Below are 21,786 nucleotides of genomic sequence, written 5' to 3'. Positions count from 1 at the left end.
AAAAGGATTATCATGCCAAGCTTGATTAGAATCGTGTTAATTAATACCCACCTACCGGGTGTGGTCGAACTGTTATTAAAGGGTCACACCAATATTTGTGGTACCAATGCGTCTGGTAAAACAACGTTACAACGATTGGTGCCCGTTTTTTATGGCGAGTATCCCAGTCGCGTAGTGCCATCAACACGTGACAGTTTCGAACGTTGGTATTTACCCCATGACTCCAGCTACATTATTTATGAGTATCAAAAAGATGACGGTTTACTTTACCAAGCCGTGCTAGCGTCGGCAGGTGACGGTAAAGGAGTAAATTACCGTTTTATCGCCCGAGGTTTTGAACTAGAGCATTATATTAAATCCCGTAATGGCGACACGATTATTTGTCATTCGATGGCCGAATTAGGCCGCGAAGTAAAACGCGATGGTATTGCTCATACCAATTTAATTAATACCCGTGAGTTTCGTGCGATCATTCAAAATGATCGCAGCTTATTAAACACAGGTAGCAATCGTAATGAGCTGCGGACATACGCGCGACAATTCTCATTATGCGACGGTGAACACTCCCTACGTCATATTGAAAAATTGGCTAAAGCGGTTCACTCTAAAGAAGGTAAAATGGAAACGGTCAAATCAATGATCGCGGCCATTTTAGAAGAGGATGGGGTTAACCCGCCAACGTCTAGACTGAACCCACAGCGGGTTGAAACTTGGATACGTGAGAGTCAATTAGTCCAAGGCTTTGAGCAAATACGCCCGGAGTACGACAAGCTTGAACAAGAGTTTAATCAACTATTAAGTGCAGAATTACGTTTAGCTAGTTTGTCCCGTGGCTATCGAGACGATGAAACCCTTGAAGCCGAGCGTCAAGATCGCAATCAAACTCTAGGCAAAGAGCTCAATCTTAAATTGCGCTTACTCGATGATGAATGGAAAGACATTCGTGATGAATTAAACCAAGAATTATCTGCCGCCAAAGGTGATGTAGGCAAGTTTGAGGATGAGCTTGATGCAATTGAAGACCAGCATGCGGCTTTTTTAGATGCCGATATTGAACAAGCTAAAGCGGATTTAGACAATTTACCCAATTGGCGTAGCGACGTTGAAAACCTTAACGAGCGTCACAAGCTACAAACCGAAAAGCATCAAGATATTGAGTCTGCTTTTAATGCCAGACGTAATAAAATTGCCGAACAGTTACATCGCGAACTCGAAACATTACATGCTGAACAAGACACTCAACGGGAAGCTCGTGACAAGCTGCGCGAGTTAGCTAACGACGATCTGGCTAAACTTGAGCAACAATGGCGCGATCAAACCGACGCAGGTAAAGCCAAGTTCAGCGAGCAAGAATATCAGCTTAAGTTAACGGCTGCCGAGCTTAAGCATCAAGTTGACGGTGTGACTTACACCGAAGATGAAAAAATGCGTTTGGCCATTTTTGATGAGCGCATCAGCTTAGCCGACGAAGAGCAAGAAACCTGCAACCAAAAAGTGGAACGCTTAACCACAGAAGAGCGTAAACAACGAGCCAAACGCGACCAAGCTAATGAAGCACTGCGCATTGCCAGTATTCGTATTAACGAGCGTGAAAACACCAAAGAAGAACTGCATCATATGCTGTTTCCACAGTCGCATACACTGTTGGAGTTTTTACGCAAAGAAGCGCAAGGCTGGGAACAGTCATTTGGTAAGGTCATCGCTCCTGAGCTATTACACCGCAGTGATTTACACCCAAGTTTGGCTAAAGACAGTAGCGAAGCTTTGTTTGGGGTGAATCTAGATTTAAATGCCATTGATGTGCCGGAATATGCTGCAACAGAGCAAGACTTGCGTATTCGTTTTGCTAAAGCGGAAGAGGCATTGAAAAGCGCCCAAGAAATGCATGCGGAAGCCGAAGATCAACTGGTAGCAATGAATAACGCCCTTGATGTGATTACCCGTGAGCTGACATTTGCGCGCACAGCCTATAAAAACAGCCGTGAAGATTTACGTCGCCTGTTTGATGAAAAACGCAGCGAACAACAAAAGATCAACCAAGCCGTAGCCGATCGCAAAACCGAATCAGGCAAACGATTAGTACAGCTCGATAACGAACTAAAACAGCTTCATAACCAGCATCTTGAATGGCTTGCAGAACAAAAAGAGCAAGCACTTGAAGCACGCATGGACAAAAACGCTTACTGGCAAGAAGTGGTTGGCGCCATTGATAACCAATTAGGCCAAATTAAAGCCAATATAGAGCAGCGCCGATTGACGGCTAAAACCGAACAAAAAGCCTGTGAAACTTGGTATAAAAACGAACTTAAATCTCGCGGTGTCGATGAAGGCACTATTTTGGCACTTAAAAAGCAAATACGCGATCTTGAAGCCAAAATTAGCCAAGCAGAACAACGTCGTAGTGATGTATTACGTTTTGATGATTGGTATCAACATACTTGGTTAACCCGTAAGCCAAAACTGCAAACTCAACTTGCTGAAGTCAAGCGTGCCGCATTAGAATTTGAGCAACAATTAAAAGCCAAAACAGCTGACATTAAACAGCGCCGCACCACGTTAGAAACCGATCGTAAAGCCTGTGATGCCGCTCAAGTTGAGGCGTCAGAAAACCTCACTAAACTGCGCGCGGTAATGCGCAAACTCGCTGAGCTTAAATTACCACCTAATAACGACGAAGCCATTGGTGGCATAGGCGAGCGCCTGCGCCAAGGCGAAGACCTATTGCTAAAACGCGACTATTTAATGGGTTCCGTTAAGCAATATGTAGAGCACTTTGATTCGGTCATTGCCAGTAAATCAGGCTCGAGTTTAGCTGAGTTTTGGGAGCGCGCCCGTGATGAATCAAGCTTTGTTAGTGACAAAGGTATTCGCTTACTCGACTATCGCAAATTAGTGCCACAACTTGAACAACTACTGAATGTCATGGTGCCGCAATCGTTAATGGCTATTCGCGAACAAGGGCGTATTTTTGGTATTGATTTAACCGCGTTTTATGACGTGTTAACCGATATCGATCGCCGAATTGCCAGCCAAAGTGCTCGTATTACTCGCGAAGTAGGTGAGGAGTTATTCCTCGATGGCGTGTCTGAATCAGCCGTACGCATTCGGTCACGCATTAGTGAACTTGAGTTTTGGCCTGAACTGGAAGTGTTTGTAAAAGCCTTTAAAGCTTGGAAAGCCGACGGCTTTAGTCAACTCCCTGACGAGCATTACACCAATTCAATGCGCCGCGCCTTAGACATTATTGGTCGTGCAGCGTTAACCGGTGGCATTGCTAAATTGCTCGAAATTGAGCTACGGCTAAAAGAAGGTAATAGTGACTTAATTATTCGTACTGACCGTCAGCTAAACGAGTCATCTAGTCACGGAATGGCGTATTTGATTTTATGTAAATTCTTATTAGCATTTACTCGCTTATTACGCGGTAAGGCAGACGTGACTATTCATTGGCCAATCGATGAGTTGGGAACATTGCATCACACCAATGTGAAGAAGATTTTTGACGCCTGTGAAAATAATAACATTAGCGTATTAGGTGCTTTCCCTAACCCTGAATCTGAAGTGCTCAACTTATTTGCTAACCGTTACATTATTAATAAACAAACTAAAAAACTGCAAGTTGTGAAGCCCCAAGCCAATCCATTAGCGGCGCGTTTATCGCAACGTAATGCAAAAATAGCGAACGCAGAGACGACTAAGGAGCACATCTAATGTCAGGCGAAAATGAAACAACCTTAGTGGGTACCAGTGCGTTAATAGAGCAATTGCTTCGCGGTGAGTTTATTTGCCGAGTCACCAATGAAGATGGCTGGCGCGCGCTGAAAAATAACAGTACTCGCGACAGAGTAGAAAGTTACTTAAATCAAATTAACCGTACATTGGCCAACGTCGGCGAAGGTGAAGTGTTTTTTTGTGGTTACTTACAATTGGGTGATGCAGAGCGCAAAGTTATTTCATCGCAGTTTAAAGACATTTGTTCGGCGCTTATTCCGCTGGTGGAATGGTTGGTACTGGTACAAGAAGCTAGCGGCCAAGATGCACCATTAAGTGAAGGTGCGCCCATTCGTTTAACCGATTTACAAGCACGTATTGAAGACACACCAGCGTTTAGAGAGCAATTGGCTAAGTTGAGCCAATATCGTTTATTTGGTTCAACAAGTAATAATGTCGATGGCCAAATTAAATTAGTCTTTAAACGTTTGGTTGAACTGGGCTACCTAAGCAAACCTAACAGTGAAAAACAGATTTATATTGCTACCGGTAAACTTGATTATTTATATGAAGTGATCCGTTTTATTGATGAAACCGAAGGCTTAAGTCTTGAGGCGCAGGCAGAAACGGCAACTCAAAGGGATCTGATATGAGCAGCAACTTACACCAAGCTGGGGTAAAACTGCTCAAACAACTCGGGCGGCATGCCGATGTCATCATGGATGCGTATTTGGCTGGATCGATTAGTGATTCAACCCATGATGCAGGTGTTATCGAAAAACTAAAAAAAAGCGGCATTTTATGGCGCCCTGAACCTGATCAAGAATTGCGCTTAAAGCGTTCAGTAAGAGCGTTACTTGAAGAAGCGTTAAGTGATGAGCGTAATCGTCAAATCGACTCGAATGTGGGCTCATCCCTTGCCACCATTAAAACCCTTGCCGATCATTACAAAGAAGCGCGTCATAATGTTGATTACAGTGCCGCTGAAGCCTATTTGGCGGACTTGAACGAGCATGTCTACAGCTTTACTGACAGTTTGCGTTATTCAATAAGGGTGTTGTGGAGCCGGATTAATAACGAGTTTGGTTATGTGGGAACCATTAGTGCCAAAATTCGCGAGAATGAATTAGCCCAAAGCCAAGTATCGGATCTACTCAACGGTTTAGAGATGTTCCAATTTAGTGAGCTTGGTGAAATTGCCGGTGACATTCGTGAATTGCGCCGACTGTTGATGACCAGTCTGCAAGAAACCTTAAGTCAGTGCACCCAAGAGTTAAGTATTGTTCAAGGCCGGTTATATGAATTACTGGGCCGATTTAGACAAATACAAGGACGCACCAGATTACTGAAAGGCTGGCTATTACACACTGGCATGCATCCCGATTACCAAGTTGATAACCATGTTGGTCATAAAGCGGTTCCGAGTTTATTTAACTGTGCTGAAGCCTTATTAGCACCAGCGAGTGTGGATGTGAGTAATCCGCATCATGAGCTCGAACTAATGAGCATAGTCGCGCAGGTGAAAGCCATTAGCCGTGATGCTTTACCGTCGGTTGTTCGCGATCAAAATGTGACTTTTGAAATGGGCGATACTGAAGATTTTGATATCCCAGAAAACCCACTCAAAATTGCAGTAGATGAATATTTCTGCGAAGTGATTGATTCTGGTTTACGTCAATCGGCACTGAGTTATTTGACTGAGAAGCAATTAAAGTGGGATGCTGAAAGTTGGCTTTATCAGGTGATTGGCGGTTATGAAGGGTTGGCTGATGAGCATAAAAATTATTTTGAGCTAGAGCCCATCGGTAAGCCTGATCCTGTCTATAACGGTAACTTTATTATTCATGATGTTGAGTTATGGCTAGCCTAACCAAAAGCCAGTTACAGGTCATCGCTCGTGCGGCAAAGCAACGTTTGCCGCGAGTACTTTTTAATGCCAGTTGGAAAAAGTTGTATCGCTTATGGGATATCGGTGAGCCGGATGGCGCGGAGAAATACCTTTACTTAACCAGTAACGATTATGTTTTACTGCGTAATATGGCTCAAGTTGATTCGGGCTTGGATATTCTGGCACTTGACTTTGGTATGCCTCGCCAACAAATGTCGCAGCTTAGCGCCAATGAGAAATATGCGAATATCAGCCCAGAAGCTGATTATGTATTAATTAAACTGGCGCCTAGCGTATCTCAAAGCCTAGTGGCAGACTTAGCGGCCGATTTAGTCTCGGTGCATCACTGTTCATTACGGTTAAAGGTCGACAATGCGCTTGTGCTTTGTCAGCAACTCAATGTCGCTAACCTCGTCGTGGTCGAAAACCTCGACAGTTTTGATCATTTTTTTGATTATATATTTGCAACGGATTTGCAGGACATTATCAAAAATTGCGTGGTGTTGTACCGCGGTAGTCATGATCATTCACCAGCAGGTCGAAAGCGTTTTCTACACCAACTTAGCTCATCTACGATAAATATTATTGGTTTTACTGACCTTGATCCCGCTGGGCTGATGATTGCCAATACGCTTGAGTCTTGCCACAGCATGCTTGTACCGACGTTGGCACTGGAATCGCCTGAGAAGTTATTAGCGATAACGCAAATAAATTTAACGGCTGACTTTCATAAACAACACAAGCAATGGGCTTATCTTAATCGATTATTGTTTCAGTCTGCATCGACATTGGTTGCGAGTCAGCAATCGAGCTCGTCATCTACAATATATTGTCCGCAATGGTTAACGTTAGTTCACTGGCTTGGGCGTAATAATGTCAGTATTAAGCAGCAACATATGTTGGCTAACTCTTTACCACTCAGTTTGTTAAACATTCGCCAGTAATTCTTTACTCGCCACCTCATTCCGTCGCATGCATTTTGAGTCACTCTATTGACCAAATAATTCCAATCTTAAGAATTAAAAAATGGTTTAACCTTTTGTTATATATTGTTTTTATATTCACTAAAAACTAAGCGATTATTTAGTAACCATTTTTGTTAATAAGATGATTGAAATATGTTGCGCTATGTCTCAGTATTTCAACGATCGAAAAGTATAAACACCAGGATTGGTATAACAATAATCAGCAACAGAAGTTGCCATTTCGAATGGGAAATTAGTACATGACAAAATCACTTTCAGCACGGATCTTTATCGGTCTATTTTTGGGTGTTTTACTGGGCAGTATTGTCCAGTTTACCCTCGCCGATAATGGCTTTTTTGGCGGAACATTAGTGACCTTTGCAAGCGGCATTGGCACTATGTTTGTTAATATGATCATGATGCTCGTAGTGCCTCTGGTGTTCGTCAGCATTGTTTGCGGTGTGTGTGAGCTACAAGATTTAAAAAGCTTTGGTCGTTTAGGCGGTAAAACCTTTGGCTTTTATATTATCAATACCATGGTGGCGATCACTGCAGCCTTTACTGTTGCAATGGTGTTCGAACCCGGTAAAGGCGTGGATATGTCGAGTAATAGTTCACTGGATATTACCGCCACAGAATTACCCGACTTAATGTCGTTAATTGTTAGCATTGTGCCCAACAATCCATTTTCCGCTTTTACCTCTGGCAATATGTTACAAGTGATTTTTATGGCGCTGCTAATGGGCGGGGTAATGAAATCAATGGGTGCCTCGGTTGAAGGTGCGGTTAAAGGTTTTCAAACAGCCAATAAAATCATGATGCGTTTAATTTCAGTGGTTATGAGCCTAGCGCCTTACGGTGTGTTTGCATTAATGTTTAAATTAGGTGCGACCTTAGAACCTGAGATTTTTGTTAGTGTGGTTGAATATTTAGTGCTTATTTTGGCATTGTTGTTGATTTGGATTTTTATCGTATACCCATATTCTGTTAGCTTATTTACCCCTATTTCAGCGAAAACCTTTCGCGACAAAACCCAAGAGCAAATTTTATTCTCGTTATCAACAGCCAGTTCTAATGCCACCATCCCAGTGACAATGCGAACATTAACCGACAAGCTTGGTGTGAGTAAAGCGGTTGCCGGTTTTGGTGTGCCGCTGGGCGCGACCATGAATATGGGCGGAGTATCGATTTATATTACTATCGCTATTTTCTTTGTTGCCAACGCATTTGGTATGCCAATCAGCAATGATCAAATCCCATCGTTGTTATTCAGTGTATTTTTACTGTCAGTGGGCGCTGGTGGTGTACCTGGCGGTGGAATGGTGATGATTGGCGTATTGATTTATCAATTAGGATTACCTGTCGAGGCGTTTGTTATTGTTGCTGCATTAGACCGTATTATCGATATGGTATTAACGTCATGTAACGTAGTGGGTGACACTGCGGTATTAACTATTGTTGATCAAACGGAACAAGCACATCAACTCGAGGTTGAAAAAACAGCTACTGATAAGGCATAACACTCGCTTAGCAGTACTGATAAAAATGGCCTGTTAAACAGGCCATTTTGTGTTTTATGTTTAAGATACCAGTGGTATCGAATGTATAAGGTGCTATTAATGCTGCATTTTATTTTCTATTTTAGTCATGAGCTTGAAGGTGGTTTTTTCTAAATCATCTAAACCATGATGGGCAACTAAATCATAAGAACGGTTAACATATCGATAAGCTTGTGGGTAGTTATATTCAATCACTTCAAGTTCGGCAAGGTCGTTGAGTGCCTGTGTTTGCCCAACGGGATAGCCCATCATTTGATGATACTCAATTGCTTTTTTAAATTGTTTTCTCGCCTCATCATTACGACCTATACGCTGATTTATCATACCTGCAAGCTGTGATATATAACCCAGCGTTAACCAGTCTTTCACTTTAGCTGCATTGGTTTTTCCGATATTCAGCACACCTAATGCTTGCTCTATCTTATTGGTTTCAGTGTAGCTTTGCGCTAATAACAATCTGAGCTTAGCTAGCTCGTGTTCATCTTGTTTATGTTTAGCTTGGTCGATAGCAGCGGTTAAAGTGTTATTAAGCCGTTCATATTGATGTTGCTGCAATTGAATACTGGCAAGTAGGCGCAGAGCAACCAAATTATCGGGAGTGACATTTATGAGCGCAGATAATTGCTTCTCTGCAGCCACGGTGTCACCCAATTTCAGTTGTGCCATTGCCTTGATTAACTGTGGTGAACTATATCGTGAATGGAATGGCGTAGTTGTTTTGCTGTGTTGTGGATTGATCTGCTGAGTAATCAAGTTTGATGTTGCTAGTAATGCTTTCTCGATGCTTGATGCGTTAATAACGCCGGTTTTTGTATGGTGCTGTTGATGTAATGTATATGCTAATTGGTACTGTTTATCAGAGCCTGTAATCCTAGTTTCAATCACCATTACCGATCCAGATACTGCCATTAATTGCGTAATGTCGACAGCTTGGCTTGAGTGGTCATTAGCGGCAAGCGAAATGATATGAAGAATATCTTCTGTTTGCAGTAATGGATAACTTACATCTAGGTTTAGCTGATTGATAAGCATATCCATTGCCGCGTAACGATTCCATTGCGGATCAGTTATGTCGGTAGATAGGTTTACAGGAAGTACTAAAATTGTGCCAGTTGCCAAAGATGTAGGTTTAACTAACGTCAGATAGGCATAAATACTCATGCTAATAAGCAGTAATACTAAAATGGCCGCAATGTATTTATTCTTATTCGATGGCTTAGTTTGCGGCATCGTTATAGTCCTTTATTATTATCCAGTAAATTAACTTAGTGGTTATTTAAGTTATTGTAAAGAAAAGCTTCTTAGTGCTATCACTATATAACATGAAGCTGCAATAGTGTTGATTAGGCTCATTTAGGTCAATTTATAAGTTGTTTATGTTGATGGCCTTTTCAGTTTTCGGCTCATGATCATTTCAATTATTTTGATATATAGTTAGTGGGGAAAATTAAAAAACCGCCAAAAGGCGGTTTTCTAAATAGGTGACTTAATTAGTCAATTGATGGCTCTTCGCTGTAATCAATACCGTGATAGCTCAAGCAGGTGTCAACTTCATTAGTACTGCCTAAAATCACTGCAACACGCTGATGGATTGCCGTTGGCTGAATATCTAAAATTGTTTCATAACCTGTAGACGCTTTACCGCCAGCCTGCTCAACTAATAATGCCATTGGGTTCGCTTCGTACATTAAGCGCAATTTGAAGGGTTTGTTTGGATTTTTATTATCTGTCGGATAAGTAAAAATACCACCACGACATAATACACGATGCACATCGCCCACCATTGCAGCAATCCAACGCATGTTAAATGATTGCTCGCGTGGACCGATTTCACCGAGTAGTAAGTCACCAATGTAAGTTTGCATTGGTGCTTCCCAAAAGCGCTGATTTGACATGTTGATAGCAAATTCTGCTGTGTCTGGAGTTATCTGTACGTTATCGTTGGTCAGTAAAAACTCTTGGCTGTCTGGATCCAGAGTATAAAACTGAGTGCCTTTACCAGTGGTTAACGCCATCATGGTAGATGGTCCGTACAGTACATAACCCGCCGCGACTTGTTTGCGGCCTGCTTGTAAAAAGCTTTGCTCGTTTAACTCACCTGCAGGAGCTGGTAACACAGAAAAAATAGTGCCAACTAAAGAGTTAATATCAATGTTTGAAGAACCATCTAAAGGATCAAAGCACACTAGGTACTCACCTTGGGCATTCACTTCAACCACGTAATCTTCTTCTTCTGATGCTAAACCTCGGACATGGCCGTCGGCTTTAAGCGCATCTTTAAGCATGTCATTGGTGATCACATCCAGTTTTTTCTGGGTTTCGCCTTGCACATTTTCATGTTCAGTCGCACCTAAAACACCTGCTAATGCACCGTGACGAACGGCGCCGCTAATGGCTTTTGATGTGTCAGCTAAGGTTAACAGTAATGTTGTTAAAGACGCATTTACGGCTTGTGCGCTAAGGGTTTGTGCCAAAGTCTGCATGATTTTTCCTATGAGATTTTGCGAGGTTGAGGTTAAGGTCGATGTCATTAATTCTTATGTGTAAATCATACCCCACAATGAAGCTAATTTCAGCGATTGTTATCTTGGGTTTTGGTTTTGCTACAAATTAAGGCAAAATGTGGGCGGATTGAATTGCCCAAGGATTAATAATAATGACAACAACATGGAAGCATCATGCTTTGGCGGCATTGTCTGCCGTTCCACTTCTTTTTACCAGCTCGACTTTTTCGGCAACAGCAACAACCCATACAGGCAGCATCATGAACTCTTCGACCACCGCAACACTGACCGCGATCAAAGGTAATACTATGCCTTTGAGTATTGAGCGCATTCACGCATCGCCAGCATTAGCGGGTTCAAGTCCTCGTGGGTTGGCATTGTCACCAGACGGAAAGAGGGTGACCTATTTATCGAGCCGATCTGATAACCAACATTTTTATGATTTATGGCAAATGGATATCGCCACAGGCAAGCGCAGCATGTTGATTAATGCAGATCAATTAGAAGGTGGGGAGCTGTCTGATGAAGAAAAAGCCCGCCGCGAACGCCAACGTATTTATGGTCAAGGGATCATGGAATATTTTTGGTCTGAAGACAGCGCCAGTATTTTAATTCCTGCTGCGGGTAAACTGTATTTATATGATGTTGCTAATAATGAGGTCGCAGAGCTAGCAACAGGAGACGGTTTTGCCACCGATGCGCGTTTGTCTCCAAAAGGTCACTTTGTATCATTTGTGCGCGATCAAAATTTATATGTATTGTCGCTTGAAACTAAACTCGTTACCGCCCTAACTACTGACGGTAAAGGGCCAATTAAAAATGCCATGGCTGAGTTTGTCGCCCAAGAAGAAATGGATCGTATGACTGGATATTGGTGGGCGCCAGATGAGTCGGCCATCGCTTTTACGCGTATTGATGAAACGGGTGTTGAGTTAGTGACACGCAATGAAATTTATGCCGAAGGCATTAAATTAACCGAGCAGCGTTATCCTTATGCAGGTAAGGCCAATGTTGAGATAGCGTTAGGAGTGGTGAGCTTAAAAAGTCGCGATATAAACTGGATTGATTTAGGCAAACAAAAAGATATGTATTTACCACGTGTTGATTGGTTACCAGACAGCCAACATGTGTCATTTCAATGGCAAAGCCGCGATCAGCAAACACTGGATTTACGCATCGCTTCTATAGCCAACCCGAAGCAAGCAGAAACCGTGATTGAAGAACGCAGTAACGCTTGGGTTAACTTAAACAAAGATTTGCACTTCCTAAAGCAACAAGCGGCCTTTATTTGGGGCTCTGAACGTGACGGCTTTAATCATTTATATTTATTTGATTTACAAGGAAAGCAGCTTAAACAATTAACCCAAGGTGATTGGGCGGTTGACGCGCTTGAATTTGTCGATGAAGCGACAGGCTGGGTGTACTTTAGTGGTCGTAAAGACAGTGTGGTTGAGCGTCATTTGTATCGAGTCAATCTTAATAAAGGCAAGGACTCCATTGAGCGAATTAGTCAAGAACCAGGTATGCATGAAGCTGTTTTTGCTGATAAAAAGCCAGTTTATTTGGACTACTTTAGTAGTTTACAACAGCCACCACAAATCAGCTTACACAATGACAGTGGTCAATTATTGGCGTGGGTTGAGCAGAATGAAATTAATGCGGAACATCCGTTATATGACCTTGCTGGTTTATGGCAGATGCCAGAGTTTGGTCAATTAAGCGCAGAAGATGGCCAGCCTTTAATGTATCGTTTGTTTAAACCGGTTCCTTTTGATGCAGCTAAACAATATCCGGTAGTGGTGCGTGTATACGGCGGGCCTCATGCACAATTAGTGGTCAATAGTTGGAGCGAGTCAGATTATTTTACTCAGTATTTATTACAGCAAGGTTATGCTGTATTCCAGTTAGACAACCGTGGTTCGGCCCATCGTGGTACTCAATTTGAACATGTGATTTATCAGAACATGGGTGATGCGGAGGTCAACGATCAAAAAGTAGGTGTTGATTACTTGCGTAGTTTGCCATTTATTGATGGTGACAACATCGCTATTTATGGCCACAGTTATGGCGGTTACATGGCGTTGATGAGCCAGTTTAAAGCTCCTGATTATTTTAAAGCCGCTATATCGGGGGCACCAGTTACTGATTGGCGTTTATATGATACTCATTATACTGAACGTTATATGGGCAACCCTGAAACCAATAAAAAAGGTTATGATGCCAGTAGCATTCTACCTTATGTGAAAAATTATCAGTCAGGCTTATTGATGTATCACGGTATGGCGGATGATAACGTATTGTTTGAAAATAGCACTCGTGTATATAAAGCACTTCAAGATGAGGGAAAATTATTTCAAATGATGGATTATCCAGGATCTAAGCATTCAATGCGTGGCGAGAAAGTGCGCAATCATTTATATAAAACATTGGCAGCATTTTTAGACCAACAGCTAAAATAATCGCTTAGTAAGATTTCATAATTAGGTATCTTAGTTAGATTTCTTCGTTAAATAAAAAGACAATAAAAAACCAGGTGATTAACCTGGTTTTTTTATTGCGATTAACGTTAGAAGATTACGCTTCTAAGTCACCACAAAAACGATAGCCTTCGCCGTGGATAGTCGCGATGATTTCTGGCGTATCTGGCAAGCTTTCAAAATGCTTACGGATACGACGGATAGTTACGTCAACAGTACGGTCATGAGGCTTTAATTCACGGCCAGTCATTTTTAATAATAAATCAGCACGAGTTAAAATCTTGCCTGGGTTTTCTACAAAGTGAAGCATCGCACGGAATTCACTGCGTGGTAGCTTATAAGACTCACCTAGTGGGTTAACCAAAGAACGACTGTTGATTTCTAAGCTCCAGCCGTTAAAACGATAAAACTCAACAGAACCTTTTTCTTCAGTTTCTGCAGCAGCATTATTCACGCGAGTTAATAAGTTACGAGCTCGAATGGTTAATTCACGAGGGTTGAATGGCTTAGTGATGTAGTCATCAGCACCAATTTCAAGACCTAGGATTTTATCAACTTCGTTGTCACGACCCGTTAAGAAAATAAGTCCGATGTTATTAATTTCACGAAGTTCACGTGCTAATAATAAACCGTTTTTACCTGGCAAGTTAATGTCCATTACAACAAGGTTAATCTTATTGTCTTGCATGGCTTTATGCATTTCTGCACCATCGTTAGCTTCGGTGACAACATAACCTTCAGCTTCAAAAATACTGCGTAATGTATTACGAGTTACTGCTTCATCTTCAACAATTAAAATATGCGGATTTTGCATGATATATACCTAATTTTATAAAATTTGATTCTAGCGATACGTTGCTAGTAAGTTGTAATAGCGCATTATTTTTACGCGAATATTCCAGTATTTTTTGGTGTTTATCTATGTCTGCCCTGAATTAAACACTCTTATAAACTCGTATGCTGTAACGCAAAATGTGGGTTACTGAGTTGTCTCGCGTCGATTAAGTCTCATTACGCCAATGCAATATGCACGTTAATGCCTAATGAGTTAAATTTTTTGCCACCAGGCTAACTACTATGAATACGATTTAAGAAGATAGTTCCATTTGTTACAAACTTATTTAACCTTATTCATGTTTATCAAATGTAGAACATAAATCGTTCAGGTGTAAATTAAGCGTATAAAAATGTGAAATACTACACTTCTATGAAACTTTACTACAGTCTCCATAAAACGCTGTCTGCTGCCTTTTTACTATCAATGTTATTGACTTAGTCATAGTGATTTAATAGTAAGTGATGTTTATTGTACTCGTTTTAGGCATTTGTTAACAAATTAAATGTTAAATAATTAATATAATTGTCGAGTATATGAAAGATTAATACAGTTAAGTAGCTAATAATCATACTATTTTAAGTTCAATACTTGTGACTAATATCACAAGCCTTTGAGATTTTATTACCTTCTGTTAAACTGTTTTCGGCCTAATTGACGAAATTTTATTATGAAAAATGTTATCGATGCATTGTGGGATGAGTACCAAAGTAGTCATTTTTTACTTACTCAACGCCTTTCTCATGATCTCCCGTTTGCTATTGTTACCGCCCATAATCCTCACGGTTTATTACTTTCTCCCAGTCAGAATCGTTTACTCGATCGTCAGCTTCAATCTAAAATCCAACAATATAAATGCCTTTACCGATCCCTAATTGGAGCAGCTCCAGACTTGTCGCATATGGAAAAGAGCTGGGCGATTTTTATTGATAAAGAACAAGCGCTTGAGCTGGGGCGTGAGTTTAATCAACATGCTATTTATTATGTCAACAAAGGCTTGCTGTCTTTAGTTGCTTGTGTTGATTCGATTAAAGAGGAAGTGGATATGGGGGCATTTAACCATCGCTTACGTTTAGTCAGTGAATTCCCAGATACTTAGTGTTCATAATACCGTTATAGGGTTAGTTTAAGGGATGATTTGTTCAATTACCCTTATTGTCTCATTATTTGGTTGGTTACACGTAGTATTGTATTGGTATTTTGTTGTTTTTAATTTTTTTACGATTAATTAGGTGGTTTTTTCTTTATTACGAACAATGCTACATCCTCAATAAAGGGTTAAACATTGTAGGTATGAATGCCGTATTAAAAGGTGAATAAAAGTAAACTAGTATGCTTTTACTGCGTTTGTTGATTGACTTGTTAGTGCATTTGTTGCTATTTTCAACTCCCTCCTTCGGGAGGAACAGAAGAGGAGCGTTAGCTAGGTAGTAAGTGAGAGGATGCCAGTCCGATGACAACTTATGATGGAGATTAACGCCGAGGTATCGGTTTGTTTGGTAAACACTGATATCGGTCGTATAGGCTGAATCCTAACGATTGTCACCTATTTTTTTGGTGGAGAGCTTCTGGTGATGATTGCTGTTTCCCTTCTATAAGGGTGCGTTATCTTAGCACCAGGCTCTTCGAACGTAGTATGTTCGGAGCGTATATCATGTTAGTAAATCACATCTTACTTTTTAGCCTTTCGCACACTGCGGAGGTATCAGTATGAGCCTTCTTCAATCTGAAATTGACACTCCTGAATTAGTCGTTGCTAAATTTGGCGGCACGTCAGTTGCTGATTATGCCTCTATGAGCCGTTGTGCAGATATTGTGTTGTCTAATCAAGCCACCCGTCTTGTGGTAGTTAGCGCTTCTAGTGGTGTCACCAATTTATTGGTTGAATTGACCCAAGCTAACGTTAATGACGAGCGCCGCTTAGTACTACTTAAGCAAATCGCACAAATTCAATATGCAATATTAGATGAACTAGGTCGTCCACAGGATGTGGCTGCCATTATTGATGACATACTGAGCCAGATGTCGGTACTCAGTGAATCGTTAGAACTGAATCGCAGTAAAGCGGTTATGGACGAATTGTTGTCTACCGGGGAGCAATGTTCATCGATTTTATTTTCTGCTGTTATTCGCGAAAAAGGTACTGCGTCTGATCATTTTGATGTTCGCCAAGTATTGCGTACCGATAGCCACTTTGGTCGTGCTGAACCACAGATTGAAGTGATAGCCACACTTACTCACGAATTTTTACAGCCATTACTTTCGCATTATGTCATCGTCACACAGGGTTTTGTTGGTGCCGATGAAGAGGGATTGACGACGACATTAGGCCGTGGTGGTAGTGATTATTCAGCTGCTTTACTTGCTGAAGCTCTTCGGGCTACTGCAGTTGAAATTTGGACCGATGTTGCAGGCATTTATACCACGGATCCACGACTTGCCCCTAATGCCCGCCCGATTGCTGAAATCAGCTTTAATGAAGCTGCTGAGATGGCTACCTTTGGCGCTAAAGTATTGCATCCCGCGACCATTTTACCGGCAGTAAGACAAAAAATTCAGGTGTTTGTAGGTTCAAGTAAAGCACCTGAAATGGGCGGTACTTGGATCCGTCATCAAGTTGAAGATACCCCAGTATTTAGAGCGGTGGCATTGCGCCGTGATCAAACTTTACTTAATTTACATAGTTTGCAAATGCTACATGCTCAGGGCTTTTTGGCTGAAACATTCGCGACCTTAGCGCGACACAAAATATCAGTCGATTTAATCACTACCTCGGAAGTTAACGTATCACTTACCTTAGATAAAACTGGCTCTGATTCAAGTGGTCAGGGTTTATTGAGTGAGTCCTTGTTACAAGAATTATCGCAGCATTGTCGGGTCAGAGTCGAAGAGAATTTAGCCCTAATTGCTATTATTGGTAATCGTATCGCATCCACGGCTGGCATTTGTAGCAGGGTGTTTAACGTACTTGAAAACCATAATGTGCGGATGATTTGCCAAGGCGCCAGCCCACATAATGTATGTGTATTGGTGGCTGAGTCCGAAGCTGCGCAAGTGGTTAATGCCTTGCACCAAAACTTGTTTGAGTAATCATATGATTAAAGTAACACAATCGTCACTACGGGTTGGAGAGCTGGCAACAGGGCAGGCGTTGACGGTTCCGTTATATACATTCTCTGGAAGCGAGTCTTCAGCCCCAAGTGTTTATATTCAGGCCAATGTCCATGGTGCTGAAGTGCAAGGAAATGCAGTGATTTATCAACTGATGACTTTGTTAGAAAGTTATCAAGTATTAGGTGACATTGTTCTTGCACCGTTGGCCAATCCGTTGGGGATTAATCAAAAGAGTGGTGAGTTTACCTTAGGACGATTTGATCCTATTACAGGTGTGAATTGGAACCGAGAGTATTTTGATCACCAAGTTGATGTTAAAGCTTGGTATACAGAGCACCAACATTTAACCAATGATGAGTTGTTTCAGGCATATCGTTTGATGTTGATTGAGGCTTGTCAGGCTAGAATGACTAATCCCTTTGGAATAACAACCGGTCATAGATTAGCGGTGAATTTACAGAGTATGGCGCACCAAGCCGATATCGTGCTTGACCTTCATACAGGTCCTAAATCTTGCAAACATTTATACTGCCCTGAATATGATATTGATGCTGCTAGGCTTTTCTCCATTCCGTATACCTTGATTATCCCAAATAGTTTTGGCGGTGCTATGGACGAAGCGATATTTTGCCCTTGGTGGCAGTTAACTGAATATGCAACGGGCCAGGGCCGTGAGTTTTTGGTACCTGTGTCAGCGTTTACCTTAGAACTTGCCAGCCAAGAACGAATTGATTTGGTAGACGCGTTAGAGGATGCCAAAGGCATATTGGCTTATTTAAGCCATCGTGGTGTTATTGCTGAAAAAGTGAATCCAGCCAGTATGGAAAGGTTTGGGTGTTACTTGAAGGATTATAAGAAGTTTCATGCACCTAAAGCTGGCTTAATTGAATATTGCGGGAGTGTTGGAGAACCATTAAAAGCTGGCAAACCTTTAGTGAACATTTTACGCATAGATTTGTATGGTACTGAACAGGCATACCAAGCCATTAGTTTGTCTATGGATTGTGTGCCTATTTTACACTTTGCCTCAGCATCTGTGCATCAAGGTACAGAGTTGTATAAGGTGATGACTAATGTGTTTTCTTTACAGTCTAGTTGATTAACCGCTTTAGATAAGTAAAAACAAAAACGCCTGCAATTGCAGGCGTTTTGTAGATGCGTAAATTGCAATTAACTGCCTAAAATCTGCAATGGAATGGTTAACATCTCATCACCGGATCCGGCAAAGTACCAAATAATACCAACTAAGCTTGCTACTGTTAGCAGATACCACACGGTTGAAAATATTTGACCGTATCGATCCAGTGGTAGCAAATGACTTTGATGCCGCCCACGCCACTCAAATACAATCTCAAGACTGCCAATAAGCAATAAAAAGCCAAGTAGAGCAAGACCTAAGCTATAGCTTATAAACACACCGATAGCCGCGCCCGCTATGCAAGCAATAAGACCAATAAGGCTGTTCATTGAAAAACTAATACTTTTTAAAATATGACCACCATCAAGAGGTAAGATAGGCAATAAATTAAATAGATTTAGCAGTGCATTAAAGCTGGCCAAACCAGCAAAAAATATATTTCCTGTTATCCAATAAAGTCCTAAAGAGATGACCGATAAAATCAGTCCGAATGTGGGCCCCATAATGGATATATACACATCTTGCCAGCGGGTATTGATTCGTTCATCGCTTAAGGCTAAGCCGCCAACAAATGGGATCAAATAAATCCCTTTGGTTTTCATGCCAAAATGTTTCATAGCTCTAATATGACCATATTCATGAAATACTAAGCAACCAATTAACGCCATAGCAAACTGGAATGAAAATAACCACGAATAGGCAGCAACGCTCGCAGCAGCAAATAGTACTTTAACCACTTTCGCGCTTTTAAGGAGTTTAAATCCTAGCGATGCTAGACCAACAACACTTAGCTTTTGGTTTTTTACTATTGGCACTTCCGGCGTTTGTTTTTCTATGTCGCTGACGGTTCGCTGACCTTGGGTGACTTGTTCATCTTCTACCAACAAACAATAATCGAGTTGAAACGGTTGCCAATTAACATCAACTTCTAAGCGGATCGGAATTGCTTTACTGCATGAATCAACAATAGTCGATCCACTATCGTTATTTGTTTCACTCAGTGGTGCAGTTGATTGTTGAGCGAGTTCAAACGAGTGAATGTAAAACGCTTGATCACTGGCATTAGCAGATTTTTGTGATACTAGTTGATTGTCCCAATAAAGTTGCTGCCAACCGGCAATAGAGCCTTCTAGGCGTAATCGTTTACCAAGACATTCAATATTTAGTAGTTCCATTAAGGATTCTCAGGGTTTATGGGCGGTGAGCTTGGGGCATTTTGCCAGAGCAATGTATGTTGCTCAATGGGTTCGACAATTATATTCATAAATTTTGACGTTAATCTGTGGCATTAACATGAATGAAATCATTATAAATGAGTAATGAGTCGTTTAATTGAGGTTGGTAATGGTTAAAACGCTGGGTATACATTTGTTATCTAAATTTTAATACAGTTGTTCTAGCTCGGCAACGGTTGCGATACCTTGCTCTATGGTAGTAAAGATAATTTTTGCACTACAACAATGTCCTTGAAATTGACCGAATTGACGTACAATCGGCAACATTTGTAATACATTCATATTTTGATCAAGTTTTATTAACTGAGGTAATTCTGTCACATTGGCATCAATTGATGGATCTAATGGCAGATGCTTTTGGATGTGATAAACGTGACCAGTACTATCGATAAGTTTATCTTGCGTGCAAACAGTGTATTGATTAGCGCAAATAAAGCTTAACCAGTCTTGATAGTTGGGTAAATACATTAGCTCATCATCTTGATCAAACTGCAATATGGCCGGCCAATGAATGTGTTGCATAGTTTAACTGTATCTCAATGTATTTTGTGCAAAACCAACTAGCGATTACTGTAATCAAACGAAATTTCTTGATTAACATTTTTAACCGCACATGTACTGTGCTCACGCTGCGCGCGATAAAATGCATTACCAACATGTAACTCTACGTTAATGAAAATGTGTTTCTCTGCTTTGATATAATAGTTATCAAAGTAGCCTTCAGATTCATTAAATAATAATGCGTATTCTTGCTCTTCTTTAATGCGTTCTTCGGCCATTTGTTTTTTCTGGTCGAGCATCATTTTAACTTGCTCTATCATACCTGCATCATTTTGCCACTCTGTCTTAGGAGGCAGTTTTCGCAATCTTGCTTCTAAATCTAAGTCCGCGACAACCATTGCTTTGATGCTGTCATCTAGCGCTTTTAGTTGCTGTTTTAATTCACCTTGATGCATAGCGCAAAATAATTCGGTTTTGGTGCCGGCAGTGGCGCCAAATGTGATGGCTCGAATTCCTTTTGAGGCCGTGGCAATACCGCCCACTAAGTCTCCACGCCGCCCTTGGGCATCGCTTACGGTAATGCTGTCTCCAGCAGTGGAATGGCTGTGTAATAACTGCTTAGTCACCAAGATATTACCTTGAGCGTCTAGGTTAGAATACTGTACGAATTGAGCACATATCTGGCCATTTGCTTTTATGTGATTGCTCAGTTCTTGTTCTTTAATCAAGCGTCCAATTACACCTTTACTGATAATGACATCGCCTTGGGCTTCAATGGTGGCAGACTCAACAAAGCCCATGACGGTTACGTCACCAGTGGCTTTGACTTCCATGCCTTCATGTACATCACCAGTGATCAATATACTGCCTTTAAAATTAACGTGGCCAAAGCGAACGTCAACATCTTTAATTTGCAGCATATCGTCAACTTGCATACCTTTCTTATTTTCAACCGGCTGACCTGACACGGTGGCAATAAGTTTATTTGGATCTTTTGGGTGAAAACTGGTGCCAGTTCCTGGTTCCATCGGTTTATCTTTACCAGGCGTTTGTTGCTGTACATCCCCGTGAACATTAAAACCAGGAGTGCCTATAGTGGCAGGGGTTTTAATCATTAATAAATCATTAGGATTAACCGTAATTAATGCGCCTAAATTACGCATATCAACAGATCCATCTTCACGTTCTTGGGGTTGTAATAAGCGTTCGCGAGCTAAAGCAACTTTACGCTCTAAGATGGCATTTTCACCGTTAACTGCAATTTTACCGCAGGCAATAATACCTTCACAGACTTCTCCAGGTGGCAATATCGACAAGCGCTGCATTAATGCCATGATCTTGGGTTTGCTTAATCCCATTTTAATTTTTTGATTTTTTAGAGTATTTAGTACATCTGGGAGAGTTATTTCTTTACCACCCCATGCTGAGGTTATTGTCATGCTGGCTTGCATTTTATTGTCACTAACACTGATACTTACGACGCCATCTTTACGCTCAGCAATAGCAAAAAAAAGTTCATGATCTCCTGGGTTCTGCCCACAAATGGCATTGATTTCTGCTACGGCTTTATGAATAGTGGGAGCAATAGGAAATAGCATTGCAAAAGCAGGTTGTGTGAGTAAGGCGTTAATATCGTCTTCTGACACGGGGCCATGAGTATTGGGAATTATGCGTAATTCCACTTTTGTTTTATCTGCACTTAATGTGGCAACTGAGGGTTCTAACATGACATCCTTTGTTTTTTTTATTTTTTTTATTTCAGATTATGGCAGCAAGTAGAATAACAATGAAATGGATTCAAAAATGTGCGTTATTTTGCCTTTAGTCAATTTAGCTGATATCGATCTGTATTTCCAGTC

The 21,786-nt window shown here is 41.2% G+C and carries 15 protein-coding genes and 1 riboswitch; of the genes, 9 read left to right on the top strand and 6 right to left on the bottom strand.

Annotated elements, in window-relative coordinates; genetic code table 11:
- The first annotated feature begins 12 nt into the window (after positions 1–12).
- The 5 genes from FCN25_RS06830 to FCN25_RS06810 all read left to right on the top strand — a co-directional run bounded on the left by FCN25_RS06830 (position 13) and on the right by FCN25_RS06810 (position 8,084).
- The gene (locus tag FCN25_RS06830) at positions 13–3,711 is read left to right on the top strand and encodes an ATP-binding protein (protein ID WP_137223195.1); all 3,699 of its coding nucleotides are present in this window, start codon (positions 13–15) and stop codon (positions 3,709–3,711) included.
- Positions 3,711–4,364, top strand: a complete 654-nt coding sequence (locus tag FCN25_RS06825) for a hypothetical protein (RefSeq protein ID WP_137223193.1) — start codon at positions 3,711–3,713, stop codon at positions 4,362–4,364. The genes FCN25_RS06830 and FCN25_RS06825 overlap by 1 nt, the downstream gene beginning before the upstream one ends.
- Positions 4,361–5,581 (top strand): phosphoenolpyruvate carboxylase, encoded by a 1,221-nt coding sequence (locus FCN25_RS06820; protein WP_137223191.1) that lies wholly within the window; start codon positions 4,361–4,363, stop codon positions 5,579–5,581. The genes FCN25_RS06825 and FCN25_RS06820 overlap by 4 nt, the downstream gene beginning before the upstream one ends.
- Entirely contained in the window at positions 5,569–6,543 is a 975-nt protein-coding gene (locus tag FCN25_RS06815) for a hypothetical protein (protein WP_137223189.1), read from the top strand. Before FCN25_RS06820 ends, FCN25_RS06815 begins: the two co-directional genes overlap by 13 nt.
- A 281-nt stretch (positions 6,544–6,824) precedes the next feature.
- Positions 6,825–8,084, top strand: a complete 1,260-nt coding sequence (locus tag FCN25_RS06810; protein ID WP_137223187.1) for a dicarboxylate/amino acid:cation symporter — start codon at positions 6,825–6,827, stop codon at positions 8,082–8,084.
- Positions 8,085–8,180: 96 nt separating this feature from the next.
- On the opposite strand, the gene FCN25_RS06805 is transcribed toward FCN25_RS06810, so the two are convergent.
- Together FCN25_RS06805 and FCN25_RS06800 are read right to left on the bottom strand one after the other, a co-directional pair.
- On the bottom strand, positions 8,181–9,353 hold the full coding sequence (locus FCN25_RS06805) for a M48 family metallopeptidase (protein ID WP_137223185.1): 1,173 nt from the start codon (positions 9,351–9,353) through the stop codon (positions 8,181–8,183).
- Positions 9,354–9,613: 260 nt separating this feature from the next.
- Positions 9,614–10,606 carry a class 1 fructose-bisphosphatase gene (locus FCN25_RS06800; protein ID WP_137223183.1) on the bottom strand — a complete coding sequence of 331 codons (993 nt, stop codon included), beginning with the start codon at positions 10,604–10,606 and terminating at the stop codon, positions 9,614–9,616.
- 173 nt (positions 10,607–10,779) lie between these two features.
- Here FCN25_RS06800 and FCN25_RS06795 point away from each other — a divergent pair, with 173 nt between their 5' ends.
- Complete coding sequence (locus FCN25_RS06795; protein ID WP_137223181.1) at positions 10,780–13,086, top strand: S9 family peptidase; 2,307 nt, start codon at positions 10,780–10,782, stop codon at positions 13,084–13,086.
- Between the two features lie 115 nt (positions 13,087–13,201).
- Here FCN25_RS06795 and arcA read toward each other — a convergent pair whose 3' ends face one another.
- Positions 13,202–13,918, bottom strand: coding sequence for a two-component system response regulator ArcA (arcA, locus tag FCN25_RS06790; protein WP_137223179.1), 717 nt, complete (start codon positions 13,916–13,918; stop codon positions 13,202–13,204).
- Between the two features lie 691 nt (positions 13,919–14,609).
- Between arcA and FCN25_RS06785 the strand changes: the two genes are divergently transcribed.
- The 3 genes from FCN25_RS06785 to FCN25_RS06775 all read left to right on the top strand — a co-directional run bounded on the left by FCN25_RS06785 (position 14,610) and on the right by FCN25_RS06775 (position 18,152).
- On the top strand, positions 14,610–15,038 hold the full coding sequence (locus FCN25_RS06785; protein WP_137223177.1) for a DUF3293 domain-containing protein: 429 nt from the start codon (positions 14,610–14,612) through the stop codon (positions 15,036–15,038).
- 302 nt (positions 15,039–15,340) lie between these two features.
- A riboswitch (Lysine riboswitch) is annotated at positions 15,341–15,515 on the top strand.
- Positions 15,516–15,649: 134 nt separating this feature from the next.
- The gene (gene lysC / locus FCN25_RS06780; protein WP_137223175.1) at positions 15,650–17,029 is read left to right on the top strand and encodes a lysine-sensitive aspartokinase 3; all 1,380 of its coding nucleotides are present in this window, start codon (positions 15,650–15,652) and stop codon (positions 17,027–17,029) included.
- A 4-nt stretch (positions 17,030–17,033) separates the two neighbouring features.
- Complete coding sequence (locus FCN25_RS06775; protein ID WP_175405836.1) at positions 17,034–18,152, top strand: succinylglutamate desuccinylase/aspartoacylase family protein; 1,119 nt, start codon at positions 17,034–17,036, stop codon at positions 18,150–18,152.
- 71 nt (positions 18,153–18,223) lie between these two features.
- Here FCN25_RS06775 and FCN25_RS06770 read toward each other — a convergent pair whose 3' ends face one another.
- The 3 genes from FCN25_RS06770 to FCN25_RS06760 all read right to left on the bottom strand — a co-directional run bounded on the left by FCN25_RS06770 (position 18,224) and on the right by FCN25_RS06760 (position 21,654).
- Positions 18,224–19,366: a site-2 protease family protein gene (locus FCN25_RS06770; protein ID WP_137223173.1), complete on the bottom strand. Its 1,143-nt coding sequence runs from the start codon at positions 19,364–19,366 to the stop codon at positions 18,224–18,226.
- 207 nt (positions 19,367–19,573) lie between these two features.
- Entirely contained in the window at positions 19,574–19,948 is a 375-nt protein-coding gene (locus FCN25_RS06765; RefSeq protein WP_137223171.1) for a DUF4144 family protein, read from the bottom strand.
- Between the two features lie 38 nt (positions 19,949–19,986).
- Positions 19,987–21,654 carry a DUF342 domain-containing protein gene (locus FCN25_RS06760; RefSeq protein WP_137223169.1) on the bottom strand — a complete coding sequence of 556 codons (1,668 nt, stop codon included), beginning with the start codon at positions 21,652–21,654 and terminating at the stop codon, positions 19,987–19,989.
- Between the last annotated feature and the right edge of the window lie 132 nt (positions 21,655–21,786).

Source organism: Shewanella sp. MEBiC00475, assembly GCF_005234075.1.
GTDB classification, from domain to species: Bacteria; Pseudomonadota; Gammaproteobacteria; order Enterobacterales; family Shewanellaceae; genus Shewanella; species Shewanella polaris.
The sequence above is the reverse complement of the archived record's forward strand: the minus strand, read 5'-3'. Positions and strand labels throughout refer to the sequence as shown.

What these genes read in the sequence shown, in the direction of transcription:
- FCN25_RS06830 (WP_137223195.1), top strand. Translation starts at nt 13, where the DNA reads ATGCCAAGCTTGATTAGAATCGTGTTAATTAATACCCACCTACCGGGT.
- FCN25_RS06825 (WP_137223193.1), top strand. Translation starts at nt 3,711, where the DNA reads ATGTCAGGCGAAAATGAAACAACCTTAGTGGGTACCAGTGCGTTAATA.
- FCN25_RS06820 (WP_137223191.1), top strand. Translation starts at nt 4,361, where the DNA reads ATGAGCAGCAACTTACACCAAGCTGGGGTAAAACTGCTCAAACAACTC.
- FCN25_RS06815 (WP_137223189.1), top strand. Translation starts at nt 5,569, where the DNA reads ATGGCTAGCCTAACCAAAAGCCAGTTACAGGTCATCGCTCGTGCGGCA.
- FCN25_RS06810 (WP_137223187.1), top strand. Translation starts at nt 6,825, where the DNA reads ATGACAAAATCACTTTCAGCACGGATCTTTATCGGTCTATTTTTGGGT.
- FCN25_RS06805 (WP_137223185.1), bottom strand. Translation starts at nt 9,353, where the DNA reads ATGCCGCAAACTAAGCCATCGAATAAGAATAAATACATTGCGGCCATT.
- FCN25_RS06800 (WP_137223183.1), bottom strand. Translation starts at nt 10,606, where the DNA reads ATGCAGACTTTGGCACAAACCCTTAGCGCACAAGCCGTAAATGCGTCT.
- FCN25_RS06795 (WP_137223181.1), top strand. Translation starts at nt 10,780, where the DNA reads ATGACAACAACATGGAAGCATCATGCTTTGGCGGCATTGTCTGCCGTT.
- arcA (WP_137223179.1), bottom strand. Translation starts at nt 13,918, where the DNA reads ATGCAAAATCCGCATATTTTAATTGTTGAAGATGAAGCAGTAACTCGT.
- FCN25_RS06785 (WP_137223177.1), top strand. Translation starts at nt 14,610, where the DNA reads ATGAAAAATGTTATCGATGCATTGTGGGATGAGTACCAAAGTAGTCAT.
- lysC (WP_137223175.1), top strand. Translation starts at nt 15,650, where the DNA reads ATGAGCCTTCTTCAATCTGAAATTGACACTCCTGAATTAGTCGTTGCT.
- FCN25_RS06775 (WP_175405836.1), top strand. Translation starts at nt 17,034, where the DNA reads ATGATTAAAGTAACACAATCGTCACTACGGGTTGGAGAGCTGGCAACA.
- FCN25_RS06770 (WP_137223173.1), bottom strand. Translation starts at nt 19,366, where the DNA reads ATGGAACTACTAAATATTGAATGTCTTGGTAAACGATTACGCCTAGAA.
- FCN25_RS06765 (WP_137223171.1), bottom strand. Translation starts at nt 19,948, where the DNA reads ATGCAACACATTCATTGGCCGGCCATATTGCAGTTTGATCAAGATGAT.
- FCN25_RS06760 (WP_137223169.1), bottom strand. Translation starts at nt 21,654, where the DNA reads ATGTTAGAACCCTCAGTTGCCACATTAAGTGCAGATAAAACAAAAGTG.